This window comes from Parasphingomonas zepuensis, assembly GCF_036663735.1.
GTDB lineage: Bacteria > Pseudomonadota > Alphaproteobacteria > Sphingomonadales > Sphingomonadaceae > Sphingomonas.
In genome coordinates, this window is record NZ_JAXOJO010000005.1 from 213,545 (window position 1) to 237,141 (window position 23,597).

The 23,597-nt window shown below is 64.5% G+C and carries 25 protein-coding genes; 14 read left to right on the forward strand and 11 right to left on the reverse strand.

What is annotated here, in order from left to right; all coding sequences use genetic code 11:
* Positions 1–324, reverse strand: a complete 324-nt coding sequence (locus U1769_RS18985) for a hypothetical protein (RefSeq protein ID WP_332719187.1) — start codon at positions 322–324, stop codon at positions 1–3.
* A 211-nt stretch (positions 325–535) separates the two neighbouring features.
* Here U1769_RS18985 and U1769_RS18990 point away from each other — a divergent pair, with 211 nt between their 5' ends.
* From U1769_RS18990 to U1769_RS19010, 5 genes are all read left to right on the forward strand, one after another.
* A complete protein-coding gene (locus tag U1769_RS18990; protein WP_332719189.1) occupies positions 536–703 on the forward strand; it encodes a hypothetical protein in 168 nt (55 codons plus the stop codon).
* 113 nt (positions 704–816) lie between these two features.
* Complete coding sequence (locus U1769_RS18995) at positions 817–1,023, forward strand: cold-shock protein (RefSeq protein ID WP_332719192.1); 207 nt, start codon at positions 817–819, stop codon at positions 1,021–1,023.
* An 84-nt stretch (positions 1,024–1,107) separates the two neighbouring features.
* Positions 1,108–1,299 carry a hypothetical protein gene (locus tag U1769_RS19000; protein ID WP_332719194.1) on the forward strand — a complete coding sequence of 64 codons (192 nt, stop codon included), beginning with the start codon at positions 1,108–1,110 and terminating at the stop codon, positions 1,297–1,299.
* Between the two features lie 325 nt (positions 1,300–1,624).
* Entirely contained in the window at positions 1,625–3,721 is a 2,097-nt protein-coding gene (gene ligA / locus U1769_RS19005; RefSeq protein ID WP_332719196.1) for an NAD-dependent DNA ligase LigA, read from the forward strand.
* Positions 3,722–3,870: 149 nt separating this feature from the next.
* Positions 3,871–7,248 carry a TonB-dependent receptor gene (locus U1769_RS19010; RefSeq protein WP_332719198.1) on the forward strand — a complete coding sequence of 1,126 codons (3,378 nt, stop codon included), beginning with the start codon at positions 3,871–3,873 and terminating at the stop codon, positions 7,246–7,248.
* A gap of 275 nt (positions 7,249–7,523) precedes the next feature.
* Here U1769_RS19010 and U1769_RS19015 read toward each other — a convergent pair whose 3' ends face one another.
* Positions 7,524–8,108: an HD domain-containing protein gene (locus U1769_RS19015; protein WP_332719200.1), complete on the reverse strand. Its 585-nt coding sequence runs from the start codon at positions 8,106–8,108 to the stop codon at positions 7,524–7,526.
* A gap of 418 nt (positions 8,109–8,526) precedes the next feature.
* On the opposite strand from U1769_RS19015, the gene U1769_RS19020 reads away from it, so the two are divergent.
* Genes U1769_RS19020 through U1769_RS19030 form a run of 3 tightly spaced genes read left to right on the forward strand, consistent with a single transcriptional unit; the run spans position 8,527 to position 11,219 of the window.
* Positions 8,527–9,633 carry a sensor histidine kinase gene (locus U1769_RS19020; RefSeq protein WP_332719202.1) on the forward strand — a complete coding sequence of 369 codons (1,107 nt, stop codon included), beginning with the start codon at positions 8,527–8,529 and terminating at the stop codon, positions 9,631–9,633.
* A complete protein-coding gene (locus U1769_RS19025; RefSeq protein ID WP_332719204.1) occupies positions 9,630–10,430 on the forward strand; it encodes a LytR/AlgR family response regulator transcription factor in 801 nt (266 codons plus the stop codon). Before U1769_RS19020 ends, U1769_RS19025 begins: the two co-directional genes overlap by 4 nt.
* A 30-nt stretch (positions 10,431–10,460) precedes the next feature.
* The gene (locus U1769_RS19030; protein ID WP_332719207.1) at positions 10,461–11,219 is read left to right on the forward strand and encodes an isocitrate lyase/PEP mutase family protein; all 759 of its coding nucleotides are present in this window, start codon (positions 10,461–10,463) and stop codon (positions 11,217–11,219) included.
* Positions 11,220–11,228: 9 nt separating this feature from the next.
* On the opposite strand, the gene U1769_RS19035 is transcribed toward U1769_RS19030, so the two are convergent.
* The 3 genes from U1769_RS19035 to U1769_RS19045 all read right to left on the reverse strand — a co-directional run bounded on the left by U1769_RS19035 (position 11,229) and on the right by U1769_RS19045 (position 12,601).
* Entirely contained in the window at positions 11,229–11,498 is a 270-nt protein-coding gene (locus U1769_RS19035) for a DUF3297 family protein (RefSeq protein ID WP_332719209.1), read from the reverse strand.
* 106 nt (positions 11,499–11,604) lie between these two features.
* Complete coding sequence (locus tag U1769_RS19040; RefSeq protein WP_332719211.1) at positions 11,605–11,982, reverse strand: hypothetical protein; 378 nt, start codon at positions 11,980–11,982, stop codon at positions 11,605–11,607.
* A gap of 136 nt (positions 11,983–12,118) precedes the next feature.
* On the reverse strand, positions 12,119–12,601 hold the full coding sequence (locus U1769_RS19045) for a DUF805 domain-containing protein (protein ID WP_332719213.1): 483 nt from the start codon (positions 12,599–12,601) through the stop codon (positions 12,119–12,121).
* Between the two features lie 74 nt (positions 12,602–12,675).
* Between U1769_RS19045 and U1769_RS19050 the strand changes: the two genes are divergently transcribed.
* Complete coding sequence (locus tag U1769_RS19050; RefSeq protein WP_332719215.1) at positions 12,676–13,071, forward strand: EVE domain-containing protein; 396 nt, start codon at positions 12,676–12,678, stop codon at positions 13,069–13,071.
* 24 nt (positions 13,072–13,095) lie between these two features.
* On the opposite strand, the gene U1769_RS19055 is transcribed toward U1769_RS19050, so the two are convergent.
* The 3 genes from U1769_RS19055 to U1769_RS19065 form a co-directional block, all read right to left on the reverse strand.
* Positions 13,096–13,542 carry a DUF805 domain-containing protein gene (locus U1769_RS19055; RefSeq protein WP_332719217.1) on the reverse strand — a complete coding sequence of 149 codons (447 nt, stop codon included), beginning with the start codon at positions 13,540–13,542 and terminating at the stop codon, positions 13,096–13,098.
* A gap of 87 nt (positions 13,543–13,629) precedes the next feature.
* Complete coding sequence (gene typA, locus U1769_RS19060) at positions 13,630–15,468, reverse strand: translational GTPase TypA (RefSeq protein WP_332719219.1); 1,839 nt, start codon at positions 15,466–15,468, stop codon at positions 13,630–13,632.
* A gap of 110 nt (positions 15,469–15,578) precedes the next feature.
* Entirely contained in the window at positions 15,579–16,817 is a 1,239-nt protein-coding gene (locus U1769_RS19065; protein WP_332719221.1) for a glycoside hydrolase family 27 protein, read from the reverse strand.
* 179 nt (positions 16,818–16,996) lie between these two features.
* Here U1769_RS19065 and U1769_RS19070 point away from each other — a divergent pair, with 179 nt between their 5' ends.
* From U1769_RS19070 to U1769_RS19080, 3 genes are read left to right on the forward strand one after another with little or no spacing between them, the layout of a single operon-like run.
* A complete protein-coding gene (locus U1769_RS19070) occupies positions 16,997–18,196 on the forward strand; it encodes a toxic anion resistance protein (RefSeq protein WP_332719223.1) in 1,200 nt (399 codons plus the stop codon).
* Complete coding sequence (locus U1769_RS19075) at positions 18,197–18,901, forward strand: hypothetical protein (protein ID WP_332719225.1); 705 nt, start codon at positions 18,197–18,199, stop codon at positions 18,899–18,901. It begins immediately after the preceding gene.
* 38 nt (positions 18,902–18,939) lie between these two features.
* Positions 18,940–19,413, forward strand: a complete 474-nt coding sequence (locus U1769_RS19080) for a hypothetical protein (RefSeq protein ID WP_332719227.1) — start codon at positions 18,940–18,942, stop codon at positions 19,411–19,413.
* 22 nt (positions 19,414–19,435) lie between these two features.
* On the opposite strand, the gene U1769_RS25660 is transcribed toward U1769_RS19080, so the two are convergent.
* Positions 19,436–19,669: a CGNR zinc finger domain-containing protein gene (locus tag U1769_RS25660; protein ID WP_443030412.1), complete on the reverse strand. Its 234-nt coding sequence runs from the start codon at positions 19,667–19,669 to the stop codon at positions 19,436–19,438.
* Between U1769_RS25660 and U1769_RS19085 the strand changes: the two genes are divergently transcribed.
* Positions 19,562–20,926 carry a DNA alkylation repair protein gene (locus U1769_RS19085; protein WP_332719229.1) on the forward strand — a complete coding sequence of 455 codons (1,365 nt, stop codon included), beginning with the start codon at positions 19,562–19,564 and terminating at the stop codon, positions 20,924–20,926. The two genes, U1769_RS25660 and U1769_RS19085, sit on opposite strands and share 108 nt — an antisense overlap.
* Before the next feature lie 7 nt (positions 20,927–20,933).
* Complete coding sequence (locus U1769_RS19090; protein WP_332719232.1) at positions 20,934–21,194, forward strand: hypothetical protein; 261 nt, start codon at positions 20,934–20,936, stop codon at positions 21,192–21,194.
* A gap of 254 nt (positions 21,195–21,448) precedes the next feature.
* Here U1769_RS19090 and U1769_RS19095 read toward each other — a convergent pair whose 3' ends face one another.
* Together U1769_RS19095 and U1769_RS19100 are read right to left on the reverse strand one after the other, a co-directional pair.
* Positions 21,449–22,249, reverse strand: coding sequence for a 3'(2'),5'-bisphosphate nucleotidase CysQ (locus tag U1769_RS19095; protein WP_332719234.1), 801 nt, complete (start codon positions 22,247–22,249; stop codon positions 21,449–21,451).
* A complete protein-coding gene (locus tag U1769_RS19100) occupies positions 22,242–23,588 on the reverse strand; it encodes a TldD/PmbA family protein (RefSeq protein WP_332719236.1) in 1,347 nt (448 codons plus the stop codon). The genes U1769_RS19095 and U1769_RS19100 overlap by 8 nt, the downstream gene beginning before the upstream one ends.
* Between the last annotated feature and the right edge of the window lie 9 nt (positions 23,589–23,597).

Consider the following 23,597-nt stretch of genomic DNA (forward strand, 5'->3'; position numbering starts at 1 on the left):
TCAGAAAGGCAGCTTCACCGTCACCATGAGTCGCTTGTCGGGCTTGCCGTCAGGGCTTTTCTGCGCGACCGCATAGACATTGCCCGTCCCGGCCCCGACGCGGAAGCCGACCCCCGGGCCGCCGACCGGATCATATCGCTGGGAGAGCGGGCGCAGGCGAAACTGCTCCTGCGGCACGGCCCGACCGCACACGATGATATCGCCTTCTTCGTCCATCCTGAGCGGGCAGCGCGTCGGCCCCTGGCGAGGCACCTCGTCGCGATCGGCCGGGCCGGCGGCGATTGGCGTGGCAGCCTGCAGCAACACCAGTATCGCGATCATCATGGGCGCGTCCCCGGGCCGGATGGATGAAAATATCGTACCGGAGGTGCGGATAGAAACATCGCAAAAGGGGCCGAAAAAGGGCCGAACCGATAGGATGCGACTTTTGCGCAGACTCGTGTTATACCACGGGCATCTCGCGATTCCCCAACAAGCATCGCGTGACTGAGAGACCTTCGCGCTCCCGCTTGCAAAGCCGTCGGAGCTTCGATTCTTGGACCTCAACTACCTTCTCAGCCGTGAGCAGATTTCGCTGGTGCGTGCCGAACGCGCTGCCTGCCTGTCATCGCGCGCGGCGCATGCGGGTCTTGCGCGCGGCTATGCTGCGCTGCTCGACGCTGCGCCCTATCCCTTTCGCAACGCTCAGGTCCTCGACGACTAGAGCGCGACCGTGCTCGGATGCGCCGGCCGGGGCCGGACGGTGCTCCGCTCTCTCTTCTCGGCCCCAAACCGGTGCAAGGCGATGCCGCCACCGGGCTACCCAAGGAAATACTTATGCCGATCGGCACCGTTAAATTCTTCAATGCAGACAAGGGCTATGGCTTTATCGCGCCTGAGGGCGGCGGCAATGACGCCTTTGTCCACATCAGTGCCGTTGAGGCCGCCGGCATGCGCACGCTCGATAAGGAGCAGCGCGTGTCCTACGAGCTCGAGCAGGACCGTCGTGGCAAGATGTCCGCGGTCAATCTCGCAGCAGCGTAATTGACGGGTGGGCGCCGGTTTCGGCCGGCGCCCCTTCCCTTTCCGCTCCCCCATTCGCGGAGACGTCATACGAATACCACCGCCATGTTCTATCGTGATCGCGCCCGTCAGGCGGAAGCCGACGCCAATGCCGCAACGCTGGACAATGTCCGCTCGCGCTGGATCCGCGCAGCAAAGGCCTGGGACGAAATGGCCACCCGCGCCGAGAAGACCGCCGAACGGAAATCGGTGAATGAGGAAGCCAAGATGGTCGCGGAGATGATGGAGGACGATTGATCGTCCCTTCCCACAGCGACCCCGAATTACCCGCTGCTATTGCCCCTTATTTTTCTTTCCCTGTTAAGTTGGATTTGGGTCCCGAAAATGGCGTGCCTTTTCAATGGCTTGCAGTGACTTTCCCTGTTACGCATAACAGCGGAAAGTTTTCCTCCGAACCGTGCTGAAAAGCATGGTTTTTGCGCAAAATGACCGCAAAACCGCACGCTATATAACCAACGATGAGAAACAGCGGACCGGAACGCGGTACGCGATCCGGCAGTGCTTCGCTGCCACGCCGATGCGGATCGTTGAATCGACATCCTGCCTAAGCTAGCGCTTCGTCATGAGCCTGCCCCTATCCGCCCCGCTCCCCGAGACCGACGAGGAAGCCGCCGCCGAACTCGAGCGGCTTGCGGGCGAGATCGCCCATCACAACAAGCTCTATCATACCGACGACGCGCCGGAGATTTCGGACGCCGACTATGATGCGCTGATCCGCCGCAACAATGCGATCGAGGCAGCCTTTCCCAGCCTGATCCGTACTGATTCGCCCAATGCGCAAGTCGGCGCCGCGCCCTCCAGTCACCTGGCCAAGGTAGCGCATGCCCGGCCGATGATGAGCCTGGACAATGGCTTTGCCGATGAGGACGCGACCGAATTCGTCGCGCGGGTGCGGCGCTTCCTCAGCCTTGCGGAAGATGTGCCCGTCGCGCTGACCGCCGAACCCAAGATCGATGGCCTGTCCTGCTCGCTGCGCTATGAGCGGGGGAAGCTCGTGCAGGCGCTGACCCGGGGCGACGGGCAGGTCGGCGAGGACGTGACCGCCAATGTGCGCACGATCGGCGACATCCCGGAGAAGCTGCACGGCGCGGCGCCCGAGGTTTTCGAGATTCGCGGCGAGGTCTATATGGCCAAGGCGGATTTCACCGCGCTCAACGCCCGGCTGCTCGCCGAGGCCGAAGCGGCGGGCGATGCGAGCAAGGCGCGGCAGTTCGCCAATCCGCGCAACGCCGCCGCGGGATCGCTACGCCAGAAGGACGCCGCCGTCACCGCGACCCGGCCGCTGCGCTTCCTCGCGCATGGCTGGGGCGAAACCTCGACGCTGCCGGCGGAGACGCAATATGACGTGATGTGCGCGATCGAAGCCTGGGGCCTGCCGGTCAGCGACATGCTCGTGCGGGCCGACGGGATAGCGGCGGCGCTGGCGCATTACCGCGCGATCGAGACGGCGCGTGCCGACCTGCCGTTCGATATCGACGGCGTGGTATACAAGGTCGACCGGCTCGACTGGCAGGCACGGCTGGGCGCAGTGGCCAAGGCGCCGCGCTGGGCCTTGGCGCATAAATTCCCCGCCGAGCGCGCGCAGACGACGCTCGAGCGGATCGACATCCAGGTCGGCCGCACCGGCAAACTGACCCCCGTGGCGCGGCTGACGCCCGTCACGGTGGGCGGCGTGGTCGTCACCAACGCGACGCTGCACAACGAGCATGAGATCGCGCGGTTGAACGTATGGCCGGGCGACCGCGTCGTGCTGCAGCGCGCCGGCGACGTGATTCCGCAGATCGTCGAGAATCTGTCACGCGACGAAAGCCGCGGCGCCTGGCCCTTTCCGACCGTCTGCCCGCAATGCCAGTCGGATGCGGTGCGCGAAGAGGGCGAGGTCGATGTACGCTGCACCGGCGGGCTGATCTGCCCGGCGCAGCGCGTCGAACGCCTTCGGCATTTCGCCAGCCGAGGGGCGCTCGACATCGAGGGCCTGGGCGCGACCAGCATCGAATCCTTCTTCCATGACGGGCTGCTCCACTCCCCCGCCGACATCTTCCGCCTGAAGGACAAGCGCGCGGAACTGATCGGACGCGAGCGCTGGGCGGAGACGTCAGTCGACAATCTGCTCGCGGCGATCGAGGACAAACGCAGCCCGGACCCGGCGCGCTTCCTGTTCGGGCTGGGCATCCGCCATGTCGGCAGCGTCACCGCGCGCGACCTGGTCAAGGCGTTCGGCACGGTGGAGCGCGTTGCCGATGTCGCGACGCGCGCCGCCACGGACGAAGAAGCGCGGGCCGAGTTGATCGCGGTCGACGGCATCGGGCCGGTCGTGGCCGAAGCTTTGGTCGACTTCTTCGCCGAGGCGCATAATCGCGAGGCCTGGGCCGACCTGCTCGGCGAGGTAAGCCCTGCGGCCTATGTGTCCAATATCCGACCGTCCGAAGTGAGCGGCATGACCCTGGTTTTCACCGGATCGCTCGAGACGCTGAGCCGCGACGAAGCCAAGGCCCAGGCCGAGGCGCTGGGCGCGCGCGTATCGGGATCGGTCTCATCCAAAACGGACATTGTCATTGCCGGGCCGGGCGCCGGATCGAAGCTGAAAAAAGCGGCGGAACACGGGGTTAGGGTGATCGACGAGGCGGCCTGGGCAGAGATCGTCGCCGCCGCGAAGTGATGCCTTTTTGCAACGCAGCATTACCGAATGCTGCGCAGCTACTTGAAGATTCCCCCATGTCATTTATCCGAAATATTCGAGTCGCATGGGGCCAGCGACGGCGAAACCGCCGAGCAATTCTTGCGACTGATGCCTAAAAGGGAAAAATCATGCGACATAGTCTTTTCATTGGCGTGGCGGCAGCCGCCCTCGTCATTCCAGCAGCGGCAAGCGCGCAGGAAACGACGTCGACCATCCGCGGCACCGTGACCGCTGACGGCGCGCCCGTCGCCGGCGCCACCGTGAACATCCTCAACGTGCCGTCGGGGACTCAGTCGACCGTCAGCACCGATGCCAACGGCAGCTTCAACGCAACCGGCCTTCGCGCCGGCGGCCCATACACCGTCAAGGTGACCGCGCCGGGCTATAACGGCACCGAAGTCACTGACATCAACACCATTGTCGCGCAGGCCTATGACATTCCGGTCGAGCTGACCGCGGAGAGCACTGGCGGCGACATCGTCGTAACTGCAGCGCGCCTGCCCAATGCGCGCTCCGTATCGCAGGGTCCGGCCACCGTCCTAAACGCGCGCGAGATCGCGAACATCGCCAGCGTCAATCGCGACATCCGCGACCTGTCGCGTCGCGATCCGTTCGCCCGCCTGGACGACACCCCCAGCGGTGGCCGCGCGGTTTCTTTCGCCGGCCAGAACGCTCGCTTCAACCGCTTCTCGGTCGACGGCGTCTCGATCACCGACAATTTCGGCCTCAACACCGATGGCCTGCCGAGCCGGCGCTCGCCCATCCCGCTTGATGCCATCGGTCAGTTTCAGGCCCAGGTGGCACCATTTGATGTCCGTCAGGGCAACTTCCAGGGCGGCGCGATCAACATCATCCTGAAGTCAGGCACCAACGAGTTCCACGGAACCGGCTTCTATTCGCGTTCCGGCGACGAGTTCGTCGGCAACAAGACGAAGGACCTGAAGGTCAACATTCCGGACTTCAAGATCGAGAACTACGGCGCGGAAATCAGCGGGCCGATCATCAAGGACAAGCTGTTCTTCATGGTGGCTGGCGAACGGCTACGTGGCGGTCGCCCGATCGCCGAGGGCCCCACCGACAACAATGCCGGAACCGCCATCCCGAACCTGAGCCAGTCTCAAGTTGATGCTGTGTCGGCGATTGCGAAGAGCGTCTATAATTACGACACCGGCGGCGTGTTGCGCAACCTGGGCGATAAGGACGACCGCCTGGTCGCCAAGATCGACGCCAATCTGTCGGACAAGCAGCGCCTGTCGCTGACCTACACCTATGCGAATGATGCGATCAATCTGCTGAACAACACCTTCTCGTCGATCGCCACGGGCAGTCCCGGCCTGGGCCTGGCGTCCAACGCTTATATCCAGGGCAATCGGCTTCACACCGGCGTGGCGCAGTTGAATTCCGAATGGTCGGACAGCTTCTCGACCGAAGTTCGCGGCTTCTACAAGAACTATACCCGTATCCAGGATCCGCTGCTGGGCCGTGGCTTCGCTCAGTTCCGTGTCTGCACCAACGACCAATCGGGCGGTTCGGCGACGGGCTGCGAGGCAAGAACAGGCACGCAGGTCGGCACCGATGCAGTCGTCTCGTTCGGTCCAGACTCATCGCGTCAGACCAATCAGCTCAAGACCGAAACCTGGGGCGGCCTGGTTCAGGCTCGCCTGACCATGAACGACCATGACGTTCGCGTATTTGGCGAATTCCAGGACGTGAAGATCTTCAATGCGTTCCTGCAGAACAGCGCCGGCAATTATTATTTCGACTCGATCCAGGACTTCCAGAATCGTCGGGCAAGCTCCTTCGGCTATGGCAACGCAGTTCCATCGCTGGTGCCGAACGATGCCGCGGCAAAGTATAGCTATCAGAGCTTCGTGTTCGGCGTCATGGACAGCTGGAAGATCACGCCCACACTGAACCTGTCATACGGCATGCGCTATGATCTGTACGCCATGCACGATAACCCGGCGCTCAGCCCCTATTACACCGCGCGCTACGCTGGTGGCGCAGTCGTAAACGGAGAGTTGAAGACGATCGGTTCGAACACGACGAACATCTCGGGCTTCGGCCTGTTCCAGCCGCGCATCGGCTTCGACTGGAAGCCGACCGATCGCATCAGCATCCGCGGCGGCGGCGGCATCTTCGGCGGCGGCACGCCCGACGTCTATGTCTCGAACAGCTTCTCCAATACCGGCGTGCTGACCAATTCCGTTTCGTCCAACCGGACAACGACCGGGATCGGATGCACCAACCTGCCGTCGGCGGCGGTCTGCAATGACGCGCTGAACAACGTCACCGGCACGAGCATCCCGTCCTCGGTGAACACCTATCTCTCGGGCACCACCGCCTCGACGGCATCGACGGTCAACGCGCTTGATCCGAACTTCAAGATTCCCTCGCAGTGGCGCGCGACCTTGACGGGCGAATATAGCGCCAACCTCGGCCCGCTCGGCGACAACTGGGTATTCGGTGCAGACTTTCTCTACTCGAAGGTCCGCAATCAGGTATATTTCACGGACATCCGTTCGCAACCGCTGGCCGGTTCGCTCACCCCGGACGGTCGCCAGCGTTACTATAACTTCGCCGACAAGAATCTGGCGAGCACTGACACGAACACCGACATCCTGCTGACGAACACCGACAAGGGACGCTCTTATATCGCTGTCGCGCGACTGGATAAGAGCTGGGATTTCGGCCTGAATATCAACGCCAGCTTCACCTATCAGGACGTGAAGGATCAGGCACCGGCGACATCGTCGACGGCGGGTTCGAATTATTCCAACGGCGCCTTCGTCGATCCGAACAACGTTGCCTATGGCATCTCGAACGATCAGGTGAAGTACTTCTTCAAATATGGCGCGACCTTCGATCACGCCTTCTTTGGCGATTACAAGACCACGATTGCGCTGTTCGGCGAAACCCGGATCGGCCATCCGTACAGCTATACCTTCCAGGACTTCGGTTCGGGTCGTTCGGCAGTGTTCGGGACGACCGGGCGCAGCAGCGCGACGGGTACCGGCGGCAACCGCTATCTGATCTACGTCCCGACCGCGAACGATCCCAAGGTCACCTACGCACCTGGATTCCAGGCTCCATTCGAGAACTTCCTGAAGACCTCGGGCCTCGACAAATATGCCGGGAAGATCGCGCCACGTAACGCCTTCAACTCGAAGTGGTTCACGCGGCTCGATCTGCACCTTGCGCAGGAAATCCCAACCTTCGTTGGGGGCTCGCGCATCACGTTGTTTGCGGACGTTGAAAACTTCACGAACTTCATCAACAAGAACTGGGGCCAGACGCGCGAATATGTCTTCCCCTACAACGTCGCTGTTGCACAGGTTCAGTGTCTGACGGCGGCCGGCGTGGTTATTACCAATGTCAGCCAGGCGTGCGCGTCATATCGGTACTCACCGGTGAATAACGGCACGAGCTTCACGACGCCGACTGACCAGATCTACGCAAACCAGTCGCTCTACTCGATCCGCATCGGCGCGAAGTTCACCTTCTAAGCCAAGCGAGTATCGGAAACATGGCCGCCGCCCCCGAAAGTGGGCGGCGGTTTTGTTTTGACTCTGCTCTGGCCTCATACCGCGCATCGCTACGTCGCCTTGGACCGCGTAGCCGATCCCCACCACGGATCCCTATCCCGCGGCGCGCATCCTATGTCGGCGCTGCAGAATCACCCGCCGGTAGATTCAACCATGCTGCTTCGCTGCCAGTCAGATTCATCGCGATGTCGCTCAGCACATCAGCCCGATCATGTCCTCAGGAGAGAACCGCGATCCTACGCCGCCGCCTTGGCATAAACCGAATTGATCGGCCGGGAGAACACACGCCCAACCATCGGCTCGAAGAAGCTCAGCGGGGCGCTTTCGTACGCCGGGTCGAACGCCGACTGATCGTATTTCTCGCAGAATTCGGCGCAGGCTTCGAAATGCGGGTGGCCGCGGTACTTCTCGCGCAGATCCCGGTCCATTCCGAGATAGTGGAAGAAATAATAGCCCTGGAAAACGCCGTGGGTGTTGGCGATCCAGTGCAGTTCCTCCGATACGAACGGGCGCAGCATCGCCGCGCCGATCTCTGGATGGTTGAAGGTGCCGAGCGTGTCCCCGATGTCGTGGAGCAACGCCATCACCACATAGGGCTCATCGCGGCCATCGCGGTGGGCGCGGGTTGCGGTCTGGAGCGAATGTTCGAGGCGGTCGACCGGGAAGCCGCCGAAATCGCCTTCGAGAAGCTTCAGATGCGTCAGCACGCGGGCAGGCAGTTCCTTCGCGAAATCGCGGAAATGGCCGCCGATGATGCTCCAGTCCTGCTGGGTACCCTCGGTCATCGCGGTGAATTGCGCGCGGTCCTGGTGCTCGGTCATGCTTCTCTCTCCTTCGAGACCGCCGGGCTTTTACATCCCGTAGGGCTCCTTCCCTTCTCCCCCTGTGGGAGTTTTGTCGATAGTCGGGCCGAAATGCCCCCCGGGCATTTCTAAACCATGCCGGGGGCATGGTTTACCCGGCTATCGTCAAAACTGGTGGCGCGAAGCGCCGGATGAGGGGGAGTGAGGTTCGGAACACTGACGAGTGTCCCCCTCACCCTTCCCACAGCCTTCGGCAGCGGGCCCAGCATTGGGTCGGTCATGCCCCCGGCATGACCTGAACAGCGCGGGGCGCTGTTCACCCAATGCTCCTCTCCCACAAGGGGAGAGGGAGAAAGAGCGCTTCGCATCCGAAAGCCTCTGCACACACCCTACCCCACTTTGCGCATCGCTCCCAGTCGGGTTAAGACCCCCGCCCATGCCATTGTTCACCAAGCCCGCGATCTTTTCGCGGCCCTTCTTCGAGGACAAGAGCCGTGCCTTCTGGCGGCTCCAGGCAGCGGGCTGGACCGGCTATCTGATCCTGCGCAGCGTCTCGGGCATTTCGAACAAGCTCGACCTGCCGGCGACTCTGCTGATCGTGGTGGAATCGATCGTCGGCTATTGCATCACGCTGCTGCTCTCGACGCTCTATCATGCGTATCGGGGCCGGCCTCGCATCGCGGCGGTGATCCTGACGATCCTGACGCTAGGGGTGGCGACGGTGCTGTACGCGGTGCTCGACGCCTTCGCCTATTCGTTCGTCAAATTCTCCAGCCCGGGACTGAATTTCAGCCTGGTGCTCGGCACGATCTTCCTCAACTTCACCGTGCTGGCGGGGTGGTCGGCGCTGTATTTCGGGATCAATTTCTACCTGATCGTCGAGGAGCAGATCGATCAGCTCGAAGCGCTGGGCAGCCAGGCGAGCTCGGCGCAGCTTGCCATGCTGCGCTACCAGCTCAACCCGCATTTCCTGTTCAACACGCTCAATTCGATCTCGACCCTGGTGCTGCTCAAGCAGACCGAACGGGCCAATGCGATGCTGAGCCGCCTGTCCTCCTTCCTGCGCTACACGCTCGCCAACGAGCCGACCGCGCATGTGACGATCGCGCAGGAGGTCGAGACGCTGAAACTCTATCTCGAGATCGAGAAGATGCGCTTCGAGGAGCGGCTGCGCCCGAGTTTCGAGGTGGATCCGCGTGTCGCCAGGGCACGGCTGCCGTCGCTGCTGCTCCAGCCGCTGGTCGAAAACGCGATCAAATATGCCGTCACGCCCAAGGAAGAAGGCGCCGAAATCGCGGTAATCGCGCGGCTCGCCGGGGATCGGGTGCAGATCAGCGTATCCGACACCGGACCGGGCTTGAATGAAATGAAAGCACGGCCAAGCCTTTCAACCGGGGTTGGGCTTGCCAATATAAGGGAGCGGCTGGCGCAGGCTTACGGGCCCGACCACCGCTTCGAGACACGCTCCATCCCCGGGGGCGGGTTCGGAGTCGAAATCGAGATTCCGTTCCAGCTCGATGAACCGGTTAGAGAGGTACCATGACGATCCGGACCATATTGGTGGATGACGAGCCGCTGGCGATCCAGGGGCTCGAGCTACGTCTCGCCGCACATGAAGATGTCGAAATCATCGACAAATGCCAGAACGGACGCGAGGCGATCCGCGCGATCAAGACGCACAAGCCAGACCTCGTCTTCCTCGACATCCAGATGCCCGGTTTCGACGGCTTCTCGGTCGTCCAGGGCCTGATGGAGGTCGAGCCGCCCCTGTTCGTGTTCGTCACTGCCTATTCCGACCACGCGCTGAAGGCGTTCGAGGCGCAGGCGGTCGATTATCTGATGAAGCCGGTCGAGGAATCGCGTCTGGCCGATACGCTCGACCGCGTCCGCCAGCGGCTTGCGGAGAAGCGGGGCATCGAGGAGGTCGACCGGCTGAAGGAAGTGATCGCCGAGATCGCGCCGGATTCCGTCGAGAATCTGAGCGACGCCGGAGAGCAGGTTTCCGCCAACCGCTTCGAGAAGCTGATCAACATCAAGGATCGCGGGCAGATCTTCCGCGTCGACGTCGACACGATCGAGCGGATCGACGCGGCCGGCGATTACATGTGCATCTATACGGGCGACAACACGCTGATCCTGCGCGAGACGATGAAGGACCTGGAGAAACGGCTCGATCCGCGCCGTTTCCAGCGGGTCCACCGCTCCACCATCGTCAACCTCGACCTCGTGAAAGAGGTGAAGCCGCACACCAATGGCGAATGTTTCCTGGTGCTTGGTTCGGGCGCGCAAGTGAAGGTATCGCGCTCCTATCGTGACGTGGTCGCGCGTTTCGTGCATTAATCCCCTTCTCCGACGGGAGAGGGGAAGAAAATGACGACCCATAAGTTCCGCGCCTTTGCGGCGTTGCACGTGCCCGGCGATCCGCTGATCCTCTACAACGCCTGGGACGCGGGCAGCGCGCGTGCAGTCGCCAATGCCGGCGCGAAGGCGGTGGCGACGGGCAGCTGGTCGGTCGCAGCGGCACAGGCTTATGGCGACGGCGAGGGACTGCCGCTCGAGCTGGCGCTGGCCGGGGCGACGCGGATCGCCGGGGCGGTCGACCTGCCGGTGTCGATCGATTTCGAGGGCGGCTATGCGGTCGATCCGGCGGCGGTCGCGGCGAATGCCGCGCGGCTGGCGGCGACCGGCGCGATCGGCTGCAATTTCGAGGATCAGATCGTCGGCGACGAGGGATTGCACCCGATCGCGTTCCAGGCGGCGCGGATCGCTGCGATGCGGCGCGCCACGGGCAGCGACTTCTTCATCAACGCCCGTACCGACATCTTCCTGCAGAACGGCCCTGCGACGCATGATTCGGCGATGGCCGACGCAGCGATCGAGCGCGGCGCGGCCTATGCCGAGGCTGGCGCCAGCGGCTTCTTCGTTCCCGGACTGGTCGATCTGGCACTGCTCGAACGGATCAGCGCGGCGGTGCCGCTACCGATCAATTTCATGGCCTTTCCGGGCGCCCCGGGCACGCGCGAGGTCGCGGCGGCCGGCGTTGCCCGGATCAGCCATGGGCCGAACCCCTATCGAACCGCAATGGCGGCGCTGACCGCCGCGGCGCAGGAGGCGTTCGACTGGCGTTGACGCCGGGCTTTACGCCTCGGGCGCTTCCTCGGCGCCCTGGGCGGGATTCTCGAACCAGGCCTCGACCGGGCCGCTGAGCTTCAGCGTGAGCGGCTGGCCGTGGCGATCGACCTTCTTGCCGAGCGCGACGCGGATCCAGCCTTCCGAGATCGAATATTCCTCGACGTCGGTGCGCTGGCTACCCTTGAAGCGGATGCCGATCCCGCGCGACAGCAGCGCCTCGTCGAAGAACGGGCTGCGCGGGTTGGACGAAAGGCGGTCTGGCGGTGTGTCGGTCATGGGGCCGGCTCATGACGCAAAATCGCGCGCGATGCCAGAGCGCGCGGACGAAAACGGCGCGGGACCGGCCGGTCCCGCGCCGCTTCGTTCACTCGGGCAATGCCGCTCAGCGGCACACCCGTACCCGGACGCCGCGGCCCCAATAGGGATCCCAGCGACGCTCGGTATAGCAGTGGCGGTAGCGTTGCCGGTAGTTGTAGGCGTAATATCCGTCGTTCGGATAATAGCCGTGGCTCCGGTAATAGCCGTCGTCATAATAGGGATCATAGCCGCGCTGGCGGTAATAGCGGTCGCGGTCGCGATTGTTGCCCGAGGCGATCGCCGCGCCGATCGCGAGACCGGCGATGCCGGCGACGATGGCGGTGCCGGTGTTGTCATGGTCGCGGTAGTGGCGATACCGCTGCGCTTCCGCTGGGACGGCGGTGGTGAGCGCGGTCGCGGCGAGCGCCACGCCGAGCCCGGCCTTCTTCACAAAATTGGTCATTTCCAACCTCCTCTTGTTAGCCAACCCGCCACCGCATCGGGGGAATAAACGCGGAAACGGTCCAGCTTGTTTCAAGGGATAAGCGAGTCGGCCTGAACCCGTTCGGAATGCGGCGTTTAGCGAGCGTTCAGCGTGTTCAGCCGTCGCCAAGCCGCGGCCGCGGCGGCATATGCGCCTGATCCGCCGGCGCGTCACGCCAGTCCTGCCGGTGGATGGCGTCGCGGCGCCTGGGATCGGCGCCGTAGCGGTTGCCGCCGGCCGTGCCGTCGAAACACATCAGCGCGAACAAGGGCAATTGCCCGAAAGGCACGAGGGCGAGCAGGATCCACCAGCCGGTCCGGTCCTGATCGTGCAGCCGCCGCACCTCGACCGCGAGCATCGGGATCACCAGGAACCCCACGACCAGCCATCCGACGATTTGCACGGCCTGGCTTGCGCCGCCCTGCAGGTCGAAAGGCCGGTTCGAGAGCTTCGCGATATCGCCACCGGCCACGACGAAGGCGAGCCCGAGCGGCAGGAAGATCAGCCACTGGAACAGGATGAACAGCCAATATTCCCGGCGCCGCGATCGACCCTGGAAATCGGCGAAGCGGCGCAGCGGCAGCAGCATGTCGTCCATGGCAGTCCCTCCCCGCGCCGATGTTGAAACGCGCCCCGGGCAAAGTAAAGTCGGCTTTCCGAGGGAGATCGACGATGGCGTACTGGCTGCTGAAATCCGAGCCCGAAAGCTATAGCTGGGCCGATCTGGTGCGCGAGGGCGCAACCGAGTGGACCGGCGTGCGCAATCCCGCCGCGGCGCTCCACCTGAAGGCGATGGCGGTGGGCGACCGCGGGCTGTTCTACCATAGCGGCAAGGAAAAGGCCGCGGTCGGCGTGATGGAGATCACCCGCACCGCGCAGCAGGACGGCGACGAACCGCGCTGGGTCTCGGTCGCGGTCAGGCCGGTCGAGGCGTTGGCCAAACCGGTCACACTCGCCGCGATGAAGGCCGAGCCGAAGCTGGCGGGCATGGAAATGCTGCGCCAGTCGCGGCTGTCTGTATCCCCGGTGGGGGATGCGGAATGGGCGGTGCTTCTCGCTATGGCGTGACCGCCGCGCCGCTATCCCACCTGGTCATTCGAACACGGCGCCAAGCTGCTCCGTTCCGATCTGCTCGGGCTCGCGCGGATCGGGGCCGTAATCATTCTCGTAATCGTCGCCCCGGGTGAAGATCATCATCAGCCAGAAGATGAAGCCGATCAGCGGGATGAAGGTCAGCAGATATTTGAGGCCCGGCTCGCCGTGATCGTGCAGGCGCCGGATGCCTATCGAGACATGACCGATCAGGAAGCTGACGACCAGGACCAGGGAGCCAATCCCGAACATCAACGCCATACCCATCAGAACCGGGGTGGCTGTGCCGCGATCGACGCCGCCGATCGCAGCGGTGACGAAAATGCTGACCAGCTGGAAAAGGATCAGGCCAATAATTCCGCTGACATGAAACAAGGCATATTCGGTGCGTGTCGCGCGGCCCCTGAAATCAAGGACCTGGCGCCACGGACGGATAATCGGATTCATCTGCAAGTCCCCCCGGAAGCAGGGAGGCTACAGATTTTCCAGACGATAGCCATCCCGCCTTCCCCGATTGCGGGGAAGACGGGAAATTCAGGCCGCCTGCTTGGCGCGCGAGGCCTTTTTGCGCTCGTTCGGATCGAGATAGCGCTTGCGCAGCCGGATCGACTTGGGCGTCACCTCGACCAGCTCGTCGTCGTCGATATAGGCGATCGCCTGCTCGAGCGTCAGGCGCCAGGGCGGGGTTAGCCGGATCGCATCGTCCTTGCCGCCCGAAGCGCGGAAGTTGGTCAGCTGCTTCGCCTTCATCGGATTGACCTCGAGATCATCCGTCTTGGCGTTCTCGCCCACGATCATGCCTTCGTAGAGCGCTTCCTGCGGTGCGACCATCAGGATGCCGCGCTCCTCGAGCGGACCAAGCGCATAGGCATTGGCCTCGCCCGCGCCGTTCGAGATCAGCACGCCGTTCTTGCGGCCTTCGATCTTGCCCTTGTGCGGGCCGTATTTCTCGAACAGCCGGTTCATGATGCCGGTGCCGCGCGTGTCCGACAGGAACTCGCCGTGATAGCCGATCATCCCGCGCGATGGCGCCGAGAAGGTGATGCGGGTCTTGCCGCCGCCCGAGGGGCGCATGTCGGTCATCTCGGCCTTGCGGATGTTCATCTTCTCGACGACGGTGCCGGAATATTCCTCGTCGACGTCGATGATGACGATCTCGTACGGCTCGGTCTTGCCGCCCTTCTCATCCTCGCCGAACAGCACGCGCGGGCGGCTGATGCCGAGTTCGAAGCCCTCGCGGCGCATCGTCTCGATCAGCACGCCGAGCTGGAGCTCGCCGCGGCCGGCGACTTCGTAGCTGTCGCGGTCAGCCGATTCGGTGACCTTGATCGCAACGTTCGACTCGGCTTCGCGCAGCAGGCGATCGCGGATCATGCGCGACGTCACCTTGGAACCCTCACGACCCGCCATCGGCGAATCGTTCACCGCGAAGCGCATCGACAGAGTCGGCGGATCGATCGGCTGGGCGTGCAGCGGCTCGCTCACCGACGGATCGGCGATGGTGTTGGCGACAGTCGCGACGGTCAGGCCGGCGATCGAGATGATGTCACCGGCATTGGCTTCGTCGACGGGAACGCGCTCGAGGCCGCGGAACGCCATGATCTTGGAGGCGCGGCCGGTCTCGACGATCTTGCCTTCGGGATCGAGCGCATGGATCGGCATGTTGGTCTTGACCGAACCCGAGAAGACCAGGCCGGTCAGGATGCGGCCGAGGAAATTGTCGCGGTCGAGCAGAGTCACCAGGAACTTGAACGGGCCGTCCGGATCAGCCGACGGGGCGGGCACGTGCTTGACGATCGTCTCGAACAGCGGCGTGAGCGTGCCTTCGCGCACATCGGGATTGTCGCCGGCATAGCCGTTGCGGCCCGACGCGAAGATCACCGGGAAATCGAGCTGGTCGTCATTGGCGTCGAGCGACACGAACAGATCGAACACTTCGTCGAGCACTTCCTGGGCGCGCGCGTCGCTGCGATCGATCTTGTTGACGACGACGATCGGGCGAAGGCCGAGCGCCAGCGCCTTGCCGGTGACGAACTTGGTCTGCGGCATCGCGCCTTCGGCCGCATCCACCAGCAGGACGACGCCGTCGACCATCGACAGGATGCGCTCCACCTCGCCGCCGAAATCGGCGTGGCCGGGGGTGTCGACGATGTTGATGCGCGTCTTGTGACCGTGATGATCGTCCCACTCGATCGACGTGCACTTGGCGAGAATGGTGATCCCGCGCTCTTTTTCGAGGTCGTTCGAATCCATCGCGCGCTCTTCGACGCGCTGGTTGTCGCGGAAGGTGCCGGACTGGCGGAAGAGCTGATCGACCAGAGTTGTCTTGCCGTGATCGACATGGGCGATGATCGCCACGTTGCGGAGGCTCATTAGGATACTCGATATTTTGCAGGGAAAAGGTTGCGGGGCCGATAGCGCAATTGCTGCGTCGCGGAAAGGGTGGATGTGACAAGACCGCTACGAAGCCGCCGATCGATCGGTCAGGGCAGCAGGCGCACCATCACCACGCCGTGCGGCGCGACCGCCGCCGAGAAGCTGCCGGATTTGCGCCCGAGCGACTTGTGCGCCCACAGGTCCCGCACCTCGGCCTTCATCCCGCGCGGATAGCCGAGTTCGGTCCAGTCGACCGCGATCGCCGCCGGCGCCGCGCCGCGGTTGAACAGGATCACCGCGCGGCCGCCATCGGCCAGCGGGCGGGACCAGACTTCCTGGTCGCCATCGTCGCGTACGCGCCGGCCCTGGATACCAAGCGGATCCTGGTCGATCGCGATCACGTCCCCGTTGAGCAGGATCGCGCGCGTCTCGGGGCTCATCGCGGCGATATCGTTGCCGGCCATCAGCGGCGCGGCCATCAGCGCCCACAGGCTGAAATGGCTGCGATATTCGGTGTCGGTCATGCCGCCATTGCCGACCTCGAGCATGTCGGGATCGTTCCAGTGGCCGGGGCCGGCATAGGGCCAGAGCGGCGCGTTGCGATCGATGATGTCGAGCAGGTTGAGCGTCCACCAATGCTCCTTGTCGGCGCCGGTAAAGGCATCGCGGATGTCACCGGTGGTGCGCCAGAGATTGCCGATCTTGGCACCCCAGAACCACGGCTTGTTCTGCCCCCATTCGCAGATGCTGAGCACGATATCGCGGCCGCTCGCCTTCAGCGCATCGGACATCAGGGCATATGCTTCCTCGGCATTGCGGGAGCCGGTCGAGCACCAGTCGTACTTCAGATAGTCGACGCCCCAGCGCGCATAAGTGAGCGCGTCCTGATATTCATGGCCCTGGCTGCCCGGGCGGCCCCCGCAGGTCTTCATGCCGGCATCCGAATAGATGCCGAACTTGAGCCCCTTCGCGTGGACGTAATCGGCCAGTGCCTTGATGCCGGAGGGGAATTTGGCGGCATCGGCGGTGATGAAGCCATCCTTGTCGCGCGCCCCGTGCCAGCAATCGTCGATCACGACATAGCTATAGCCCGCATCCTTCATTCCGCTCGACACGAGCGCGTCGGCGACGGAGCGGACGGTCGTTTCGCTGATGGAGCAGCCGAACTTGTTCCAGCTGTTCCAGCCCATCGGCGGCGTGCGGGCCAGGTCGTTGGCGGTGCGGGCGGGATCGAGCGAGGGCGGCACGCGGTTGAGATCGACGACCTCCTGCGCCGCGGCCTGGACCGACGCGGCGAGCAGGCCGATCAAGACCAGCGCGAGGATCTTCCTCAACAGGTGGCGCATCGACCGACTCTCCCCTTGTCCAACGTAGGGCATCTGGCGCGTCCGGCATCGATTGCGCAACGGTTTTCCGCTACTCTTCTCGGCGAGGGGCACGGCGTGACAAGTGTTATAGTTGAATGATACACTTGAAGCGCGGTCGAATCACCGTCATCTAGGGCGGCGACAGCGTGGAGAGAGTGATGGCGACGGAAACCCAAGACGCGACCACCGATCTGGTGTTGACCCCGCCCGACCCGGTGCCGGCAGTCGCGCCCGAAAAGGCCGTCGGGCTGGTGCCGGTCGACGACAGCAAGCGCACCCAGTTGCAGGCGCGAGTCGAGACCTTCATCGACGACCTCGTCGCGCAGGACGTGAACTCGCCCGAATTCGGCAAGCGGGTCGATGCGATCAGCGCGATGGGCCAGAAGGAAATCCGCGAGGCCGCGGGGCAATCGAACCGTTTCCTCGACCGGCCGGTCAAGGCGATGAACCAGGAATCGGGCGTCGGCGCCGACCTGGCCGAGTTGCGCCGGACTATCGAGGATCTCGATCCGGGCAAGCAGGGCAGCCTGCTCGCGCCCAAGAAGCTGTTCGGGATCATCCCGTTCGGCAACAAGATGCGCGATTATTTCGACGGCTATAAGAGCTCGCAGACGCACATCGCCACGATCCTGAAGAGCCTGGGCAGCGGCAAGGACGAGCTGCTGATGGACAATGCGGCGATCGACGTAGAGCGCGCCAATCTGTGGAACGCGATGGGTCGGCTCGAGCAGATGATCCTGCTGTCCAAGACGATGGACGAGCGGCTCGAGGACAAGGCCAACGAGCTCGACCACACCGATCCGGCCAAGGCCAAGGCGATCCGCGAGAGCGCGCTCTTCTACGTCCGCCAGCGCACCCAGGACCTGCTGACTCAGATGGCGGTGACGGTGCAGGGCTATCTGGCGCTCGACCTGGTGAAGAAGAACAATGTCGAGCTGGTGAAGGGCGTCGACCGCGCCTCCACCACTACCGTCTCCGCGCTGCGCACCGCCGTGACGGTTGCCCAGGCGCTGACCAACCAGAAGCTGGTGCTGGAGCAGATCACCGCGCTGAACACCACCACCGCCAACATCATCGATTCGACCGGCAAGCTGCTCAAGAGCCAGACCGCGACGATCCATGAGCAGGCGGCGAGCGCGACGATCCCGATCGAGACGCTGCAACGCGCGTTCCAGAACATCTACGACACGATGGACGCGATCGACACGTTCAAGCTGAAGGCGCTCGATTCGATGAAGACCACGGTCAATGTGCTCGGCCAGGAAGTCGAGAAGTCGAAGGGCTATATCGCCCGGGCCGAAGGCGCGGCGCAGAATTCGGGCAGCGGGGGCGAAACCTTCAAGCTGGAAGCCGTGTAAATGACGGATGTCGATCGCCAGATCGCGCGCAGCACCCAATTCCTCGACGAGCGCCGCGAGCAGGCGCTGGCGCAGCGCAAGCGCCGGCGGCAGGGCACCGGGCTTGCCAAGCGCGCCGGCCTGATCGTCACGGCCGACCTGGCGATCGTGATCGCGACCATCGTGTTCGGCTGGTTCACGCCGATCGGCATGGGCGGCGCGCTGCTGGTGGGGCTGCTGCTGGTGGCGGTAACGCTGCTGATCGCGTTCGTGTCGCTCGAGGCGCCGGTGACGCCCGAGAAACTGGCCGAGGTGCCGTTGAAGGCCTTGCCGCTCAAGACCGAGCAATGGCTCGAAGCGCAGCGCCCGGCCCTGCCCGCGCCGGCGCGGACCCTGCTCGACGGCATCGGCGTGCGGCTCGAGACACTCGCGCCCCAACTCGCCACGCTCGACGAGCGCGAGCCGGCGGCGGCCGAAGTGCGCAAGCTGATCGGCGAGCAGCTGCCCGAGCTGATCAAGGGCTATGCGCGCGTGCCGGAACCCCTGCGCGGGGTGGATCGCAACGGCAAGACCCCGGACACACAACTGGCCGAAGGACTGCAATTGATCGACCAGGAAATCAGCCAGATGTCGGCGCAGCTGGCCGAGGGCGATCTCAACCTGCTCGCGACGCGCGGTCGCTTCCTGGAGATCAAGTACCGGGACGACGATCTGAGCGGGAGTTAGGCGGTCACGATGCTGCCATTCGACCTGAGGCGACCTCGGTGAGACACTGGATCGTTGCCCTTGCGGCAGCCGGCATCGCAATCGCGGGCATTGCAGCGGAACCGCAGCCACTGACCCCGAAGCAGATCGGCGACGCTTTCAAGGCGAGGGACTGGACCCGGCTGAAGGCGATCAGCGAGGATCGCGACACAGTCCTGATGCCTGGCGGCGGCGTGCCCGGCCCGGTCAGGCGCCTGTCACGTGACGCTTTTCTCGATGAAGTGCGCGATTGCGTCGTATCCGACGTCTATACCAAGGGCGTGCGCTTCCAGTCTTCGGACGGAATAGGATGGATTTGCCGGACTCAGCCCGTCGGAACGGACAGGTGCACCGTGATTGGATATGGCGTGGATCTGCATCTGACCGGCGACAAAGTCTATTTCGGGCGCGTTTTCCGGTTTTCCACGCACAACAACATCGATTGCCCCGACACGGGGCGGGTTGCGCCTCCGCCGCCGCCAAGGTCGAGATGAGCGCGCATTAGCAGATTACAGATTACGACGCCGCTTCCTTCCGGCCGTTGCGATGCGCCGAGACCTTGGCCCGGTTGCCGCGGACGCTCATGCTGCACCACCGCCGCGTGCGCCGACGCGTATGGTCCGAAAACAGCAAGGTGCAGCCATGTCCTTCACAGGCTTCGACCTGAGCGAAGTCCTGCTCGACCACGGCGCCGAGGCGCTCCGCCGCGACATTCCGGAGGCGCGCGTGATCTTCCTCGACACCGGCCATTTCGCGCTGGAGAGTCACCCGCCGATATCGCAGCTGAGATTCGAGACTTCCTGTCGTGAGCCGGATAGCACCGATCGGCGCTATCGCAGGTTGCTCACCCCTGCCGAGCCGCTAGATCGTCCGCGACACGACAGGGATGAGCAGGAAATGACGGACGAAGCGGCCAGCCCTGCCTTGCTTAAGGATATTCTTGGACGGCAAGCGCTGGCCGTGATTGCCGACGCCGGCGTGGCCGCCTCTCCACACTTCGATCGCGCGGCCTTTCTCGACGCAGCCTCGCGAGGGCTGGACGCGCTGTCGATCATGGAGCGGGTGCGCCATATCGCCGATGCGTTGTGGCCGGCCCTGCCCGACGATTATGCGGAGGCGCTTGCGATCGTCCGCGCTATGGCGCCGCACCTGACTCACGGCTTCCAGGCAGTCGCGGTGACCGAGTTCGTAGCGCGGCATGGGCTGGACGATTTCGACCGGTCGCTCGCGGCGCTGGCCGAGCTGACCCGCTTCGGCTCAGCCGAATTCGCCATCCGCCCGTTCCTCGTACGGGACAGCGCGCGGACGCTGGCGGTGATGGCGCAGTGGAGCCGCAGCGAGGACGAGCATGTCCGCCGGCTCGCCAGCGAGGGGAGCAGGCCGCGCCTCCCCTGGGCGGCGCGGGTGCCGGCGCTGAAGGCCGATCCGACGCTGGCGGCCCCGATCCTGGAGATACTGAAAAGCGATCCCAGCGCCTATGTGCGGAAATCGGTCGCCAACCATCTGAACGATATCGCCAAGGATCGGCCCGACTGGCTGGTCGACCGGCTGGCAAGCTGGCCGAAGGACGATCCCTGCACCGTGTGGATCGTCCGCCATGCGCTGCGCACGCTGATCAAGCAGGGCGAGCCACGGGCGCTGGCGCTGATCGGCGTGGGGCATGGCGCAGCCATTTCGGTGCGGGGCTTCTCGGTTGCGCCGGGGACCGTGCGGCTCGGCGATGCCGTCGCCATCTCAGCCGACCTGATCTCGACGGCAGCGGAGCCCCAGCGACTGGTGGTCGATTACCGGCTGCACTACGCCCGTGCCGGGGGAAAAAGCGCTGCCAAGGTGTTCAAGCTGCGCACGTTCGAGATCGGCGCAGGCGAGTGGGTTGCCCTGAGCATCCGCCAGACGATCAAGGATTTCAGCACGCGGCGGCACCATCCTGGTACGCATGCGGTGGAATTGATCGTCAATGGGCAGACCATGGCACGCACCAGCTTCGATCTGCTGGCTGCGGATTGAGGCGGGCGTGGCAAAGAAGAAATATCTGCTAACCGCGACTCTGCCTGACGGGTACGTCAAGACGATCGGCCCGACCGCCACCGAGTTCACCCATTATTGGCGGATCGTCGCCCGCCTCGCCAACGGCAAGACCGAGGTGTTCTGGGGCCACAGCAAGTCGCTGGCCGAGGCGAAGAAGACGCGTGCCCTGGCGGCCGAGGCGGGCGCCCATCGTGGCTGGGTGGGGCATGACGTCGACATTGTCGAGCTGGTCCGGAGCGCCGGGTGAGGCTGGCCGGATACCAAGGTGCGCGCCGATGCCAAGGTGCCGATGGGTGTGCGGATCGGTGGATGCCGGAACGAGTCCGAAATGACGCAGTCTTCGTCGCCTCCGTTTCGGCTGGAGCGGATGACTTTAGCTAGACCCGTTCGTTTCGAGCGAAGTCGAGAAACATTGGTTGAGTGCTGCTTGGCGGCTTCTCGACTTCGCTCGAAACGAACGGAGCGGGAAGCCGATTCCACGCTCAGTCGAATCGACGGAAATTATCGGATCGCGAGCGTCTTCGCGCGGTCCGCCAGGCGATCGATCGCTGCGTCGTGAATGCCGGGCGTCGTCACCAGCACGCCAAAGGCCTGGGCGCTGGGGGTGTTAAAGAACAAGGGCTCGCCGAACGCGTCGCTGACCGAGGCGCCCGCCTCGGCTGCGATCAGCACCGCGGCGGCGATATCCCATTCATAGCCCCAGCGCAGCGTCGCAAGGAGATCGGCCTGGGCGGCGGCGACCATCGCGATGCGCAGCGCGATCGAATTGGGCTTGTCGACCGCGACCAGATCACTGTCGACCTTGGGCAGGGTATCGGTCGGCACGCGCGCGCCGGAAAAGACCGAGCGGTTGCCGGTGCGGATCGGCAGTCCGTTCAGCGTCGCGCCCTTGCCGAGTTCGGCGCGCCAGATCTCGCCCCGCGCCGGCGCATCGAGCACGCCGATCAGCGGCTGGCCGTCCTCGACCAGGGCGATCGAGATCGCCCAGCCTTCCCGGCCGCGCACATAATCGCGGGTGCCGTCGATCGGATCGACCACCCAGAGGCGCGCCTGGGCGAGGCGATCGGCATTGTCGACGGTCTCCTCCGACAGCCAGCCGGCATCCGGCAGCAGGGCCGAAAGGCGCCGGTGGAGCAGCGCGTTGACCTCCAGATCGACGTCGCAGACCGGGTTGCCCGGGCTCTTTTCCCAGCGTTTGAAATCCGTGCGCCATTTGCCCAGGGCCAGCGCGCCCGCCTCCGCCGCGATCGCAGCGATCGCGTCGGCCAGCGCTCCCGGGGATTCGACGAACGCTTCAGCCACTCGCCACCGTCATGCCCTCGACGCGGAGCGTGGGGACGTTGGTGCCATAGCGGAATTCGAGATCGTTGGCGGGGGTGAGGTTGAGGAACATGTCCTTCAGATTGCCCGCGATGGTGAATTCGGCGACCGGGGTGGTGATCTCGCCATCCTCGATCAGGAAGCCGGCGGCGCCGCGGCTGTAATCACCCGTCACGCCATTGACGCCCATGCCGATCAGTTCCGTCACGAACACGCCGCGCTTGATGTCGGCGATCAGCGTCGCCGCCGGGACCTGACCTGCCACCATATGCATGTTGCTGGTCGTGACGCCGGGGCTGCCCCCGCCGCCGCGCGCGGCATGGCCGGTCGGCTCCAGGCCCAGCTGGCGAGCCGAGGCGCTGTCGAGCAGCCAGTTTTCCAGCATGCCGTGCGACACGATCTCGACCGGGGAGACGGGCAGGCCCTCCCCGTCGAACGGGCGCGAGCGCAGTCCCTGCGGCCGATGCGGATCGTCAAGGATGGTGACGCCGGGGGCGAAGATCTGCGTGCCCAGCGCATCGAGCAGGAAGCTGGTCTTGCGCGAGATCGACTGGCCGGAGATCGCGCCGATCAGATGGCCGACCAGGCTAGAGCCGACGCGCGGATCGAACACCACCGGCATCGCGCCGCTGGCGACGCGGCCGGGATTGAGGCGCGCCACCGCGCGATTCCCGGCGCGGGTGCCGATCGTCGTGGCATCTTCCAGCTTGCTGCGGTGGCGGGCCGAGTGATGCGCGTAATCGCGCACCATCTCGCCGCCCGATCCGGCGAGCACGCTGGCCGACAGACCATAGCCGGTGGCGACATAGGCGCCGGAAAAGCCGTGGCTGGTGGCGAGCGCGAAGACCGAACGCGACGCGCTGGCGCCGCCGCCTTCGCTGTTCGAGACGCCGGGCACCGCGCGCGCCGCGTCCTCGGCGGCGAGCGCCGCTTCCCGCAGTTCCTCGGGCGAGGCTGCGCCGCCATCGTCGAGATCGAGCTGCGGCGGGGCGCCGTGCAGCAGGCGGCTTTCCGGCGCCAGACCGGCCCAGGCATCCTCGGGCGCCTCGCGCGCCATGGCGATCGCACGCTCGACCAGTTCAGTCATCGCATCGCTCGACAGATGCGAGGTCGAGACGCTGGCCGAACGCTGGCCGACGAACACGCGCAGCCCGAGTTCGGCATTTTCCGAGCGGCCGACATCCTCGAGCGCGCCGAGGCGCACTGACACCTCGAGCGAGGTATCGTCGGCGAAGACGGCATCGGCGGCGTCGGCACCGGCGGCCTTGGCGCGGGCGACGATATCCTGAGCGCGGTCGCGCGCCTGATCTACGGTAAGCATGGCGCGGAC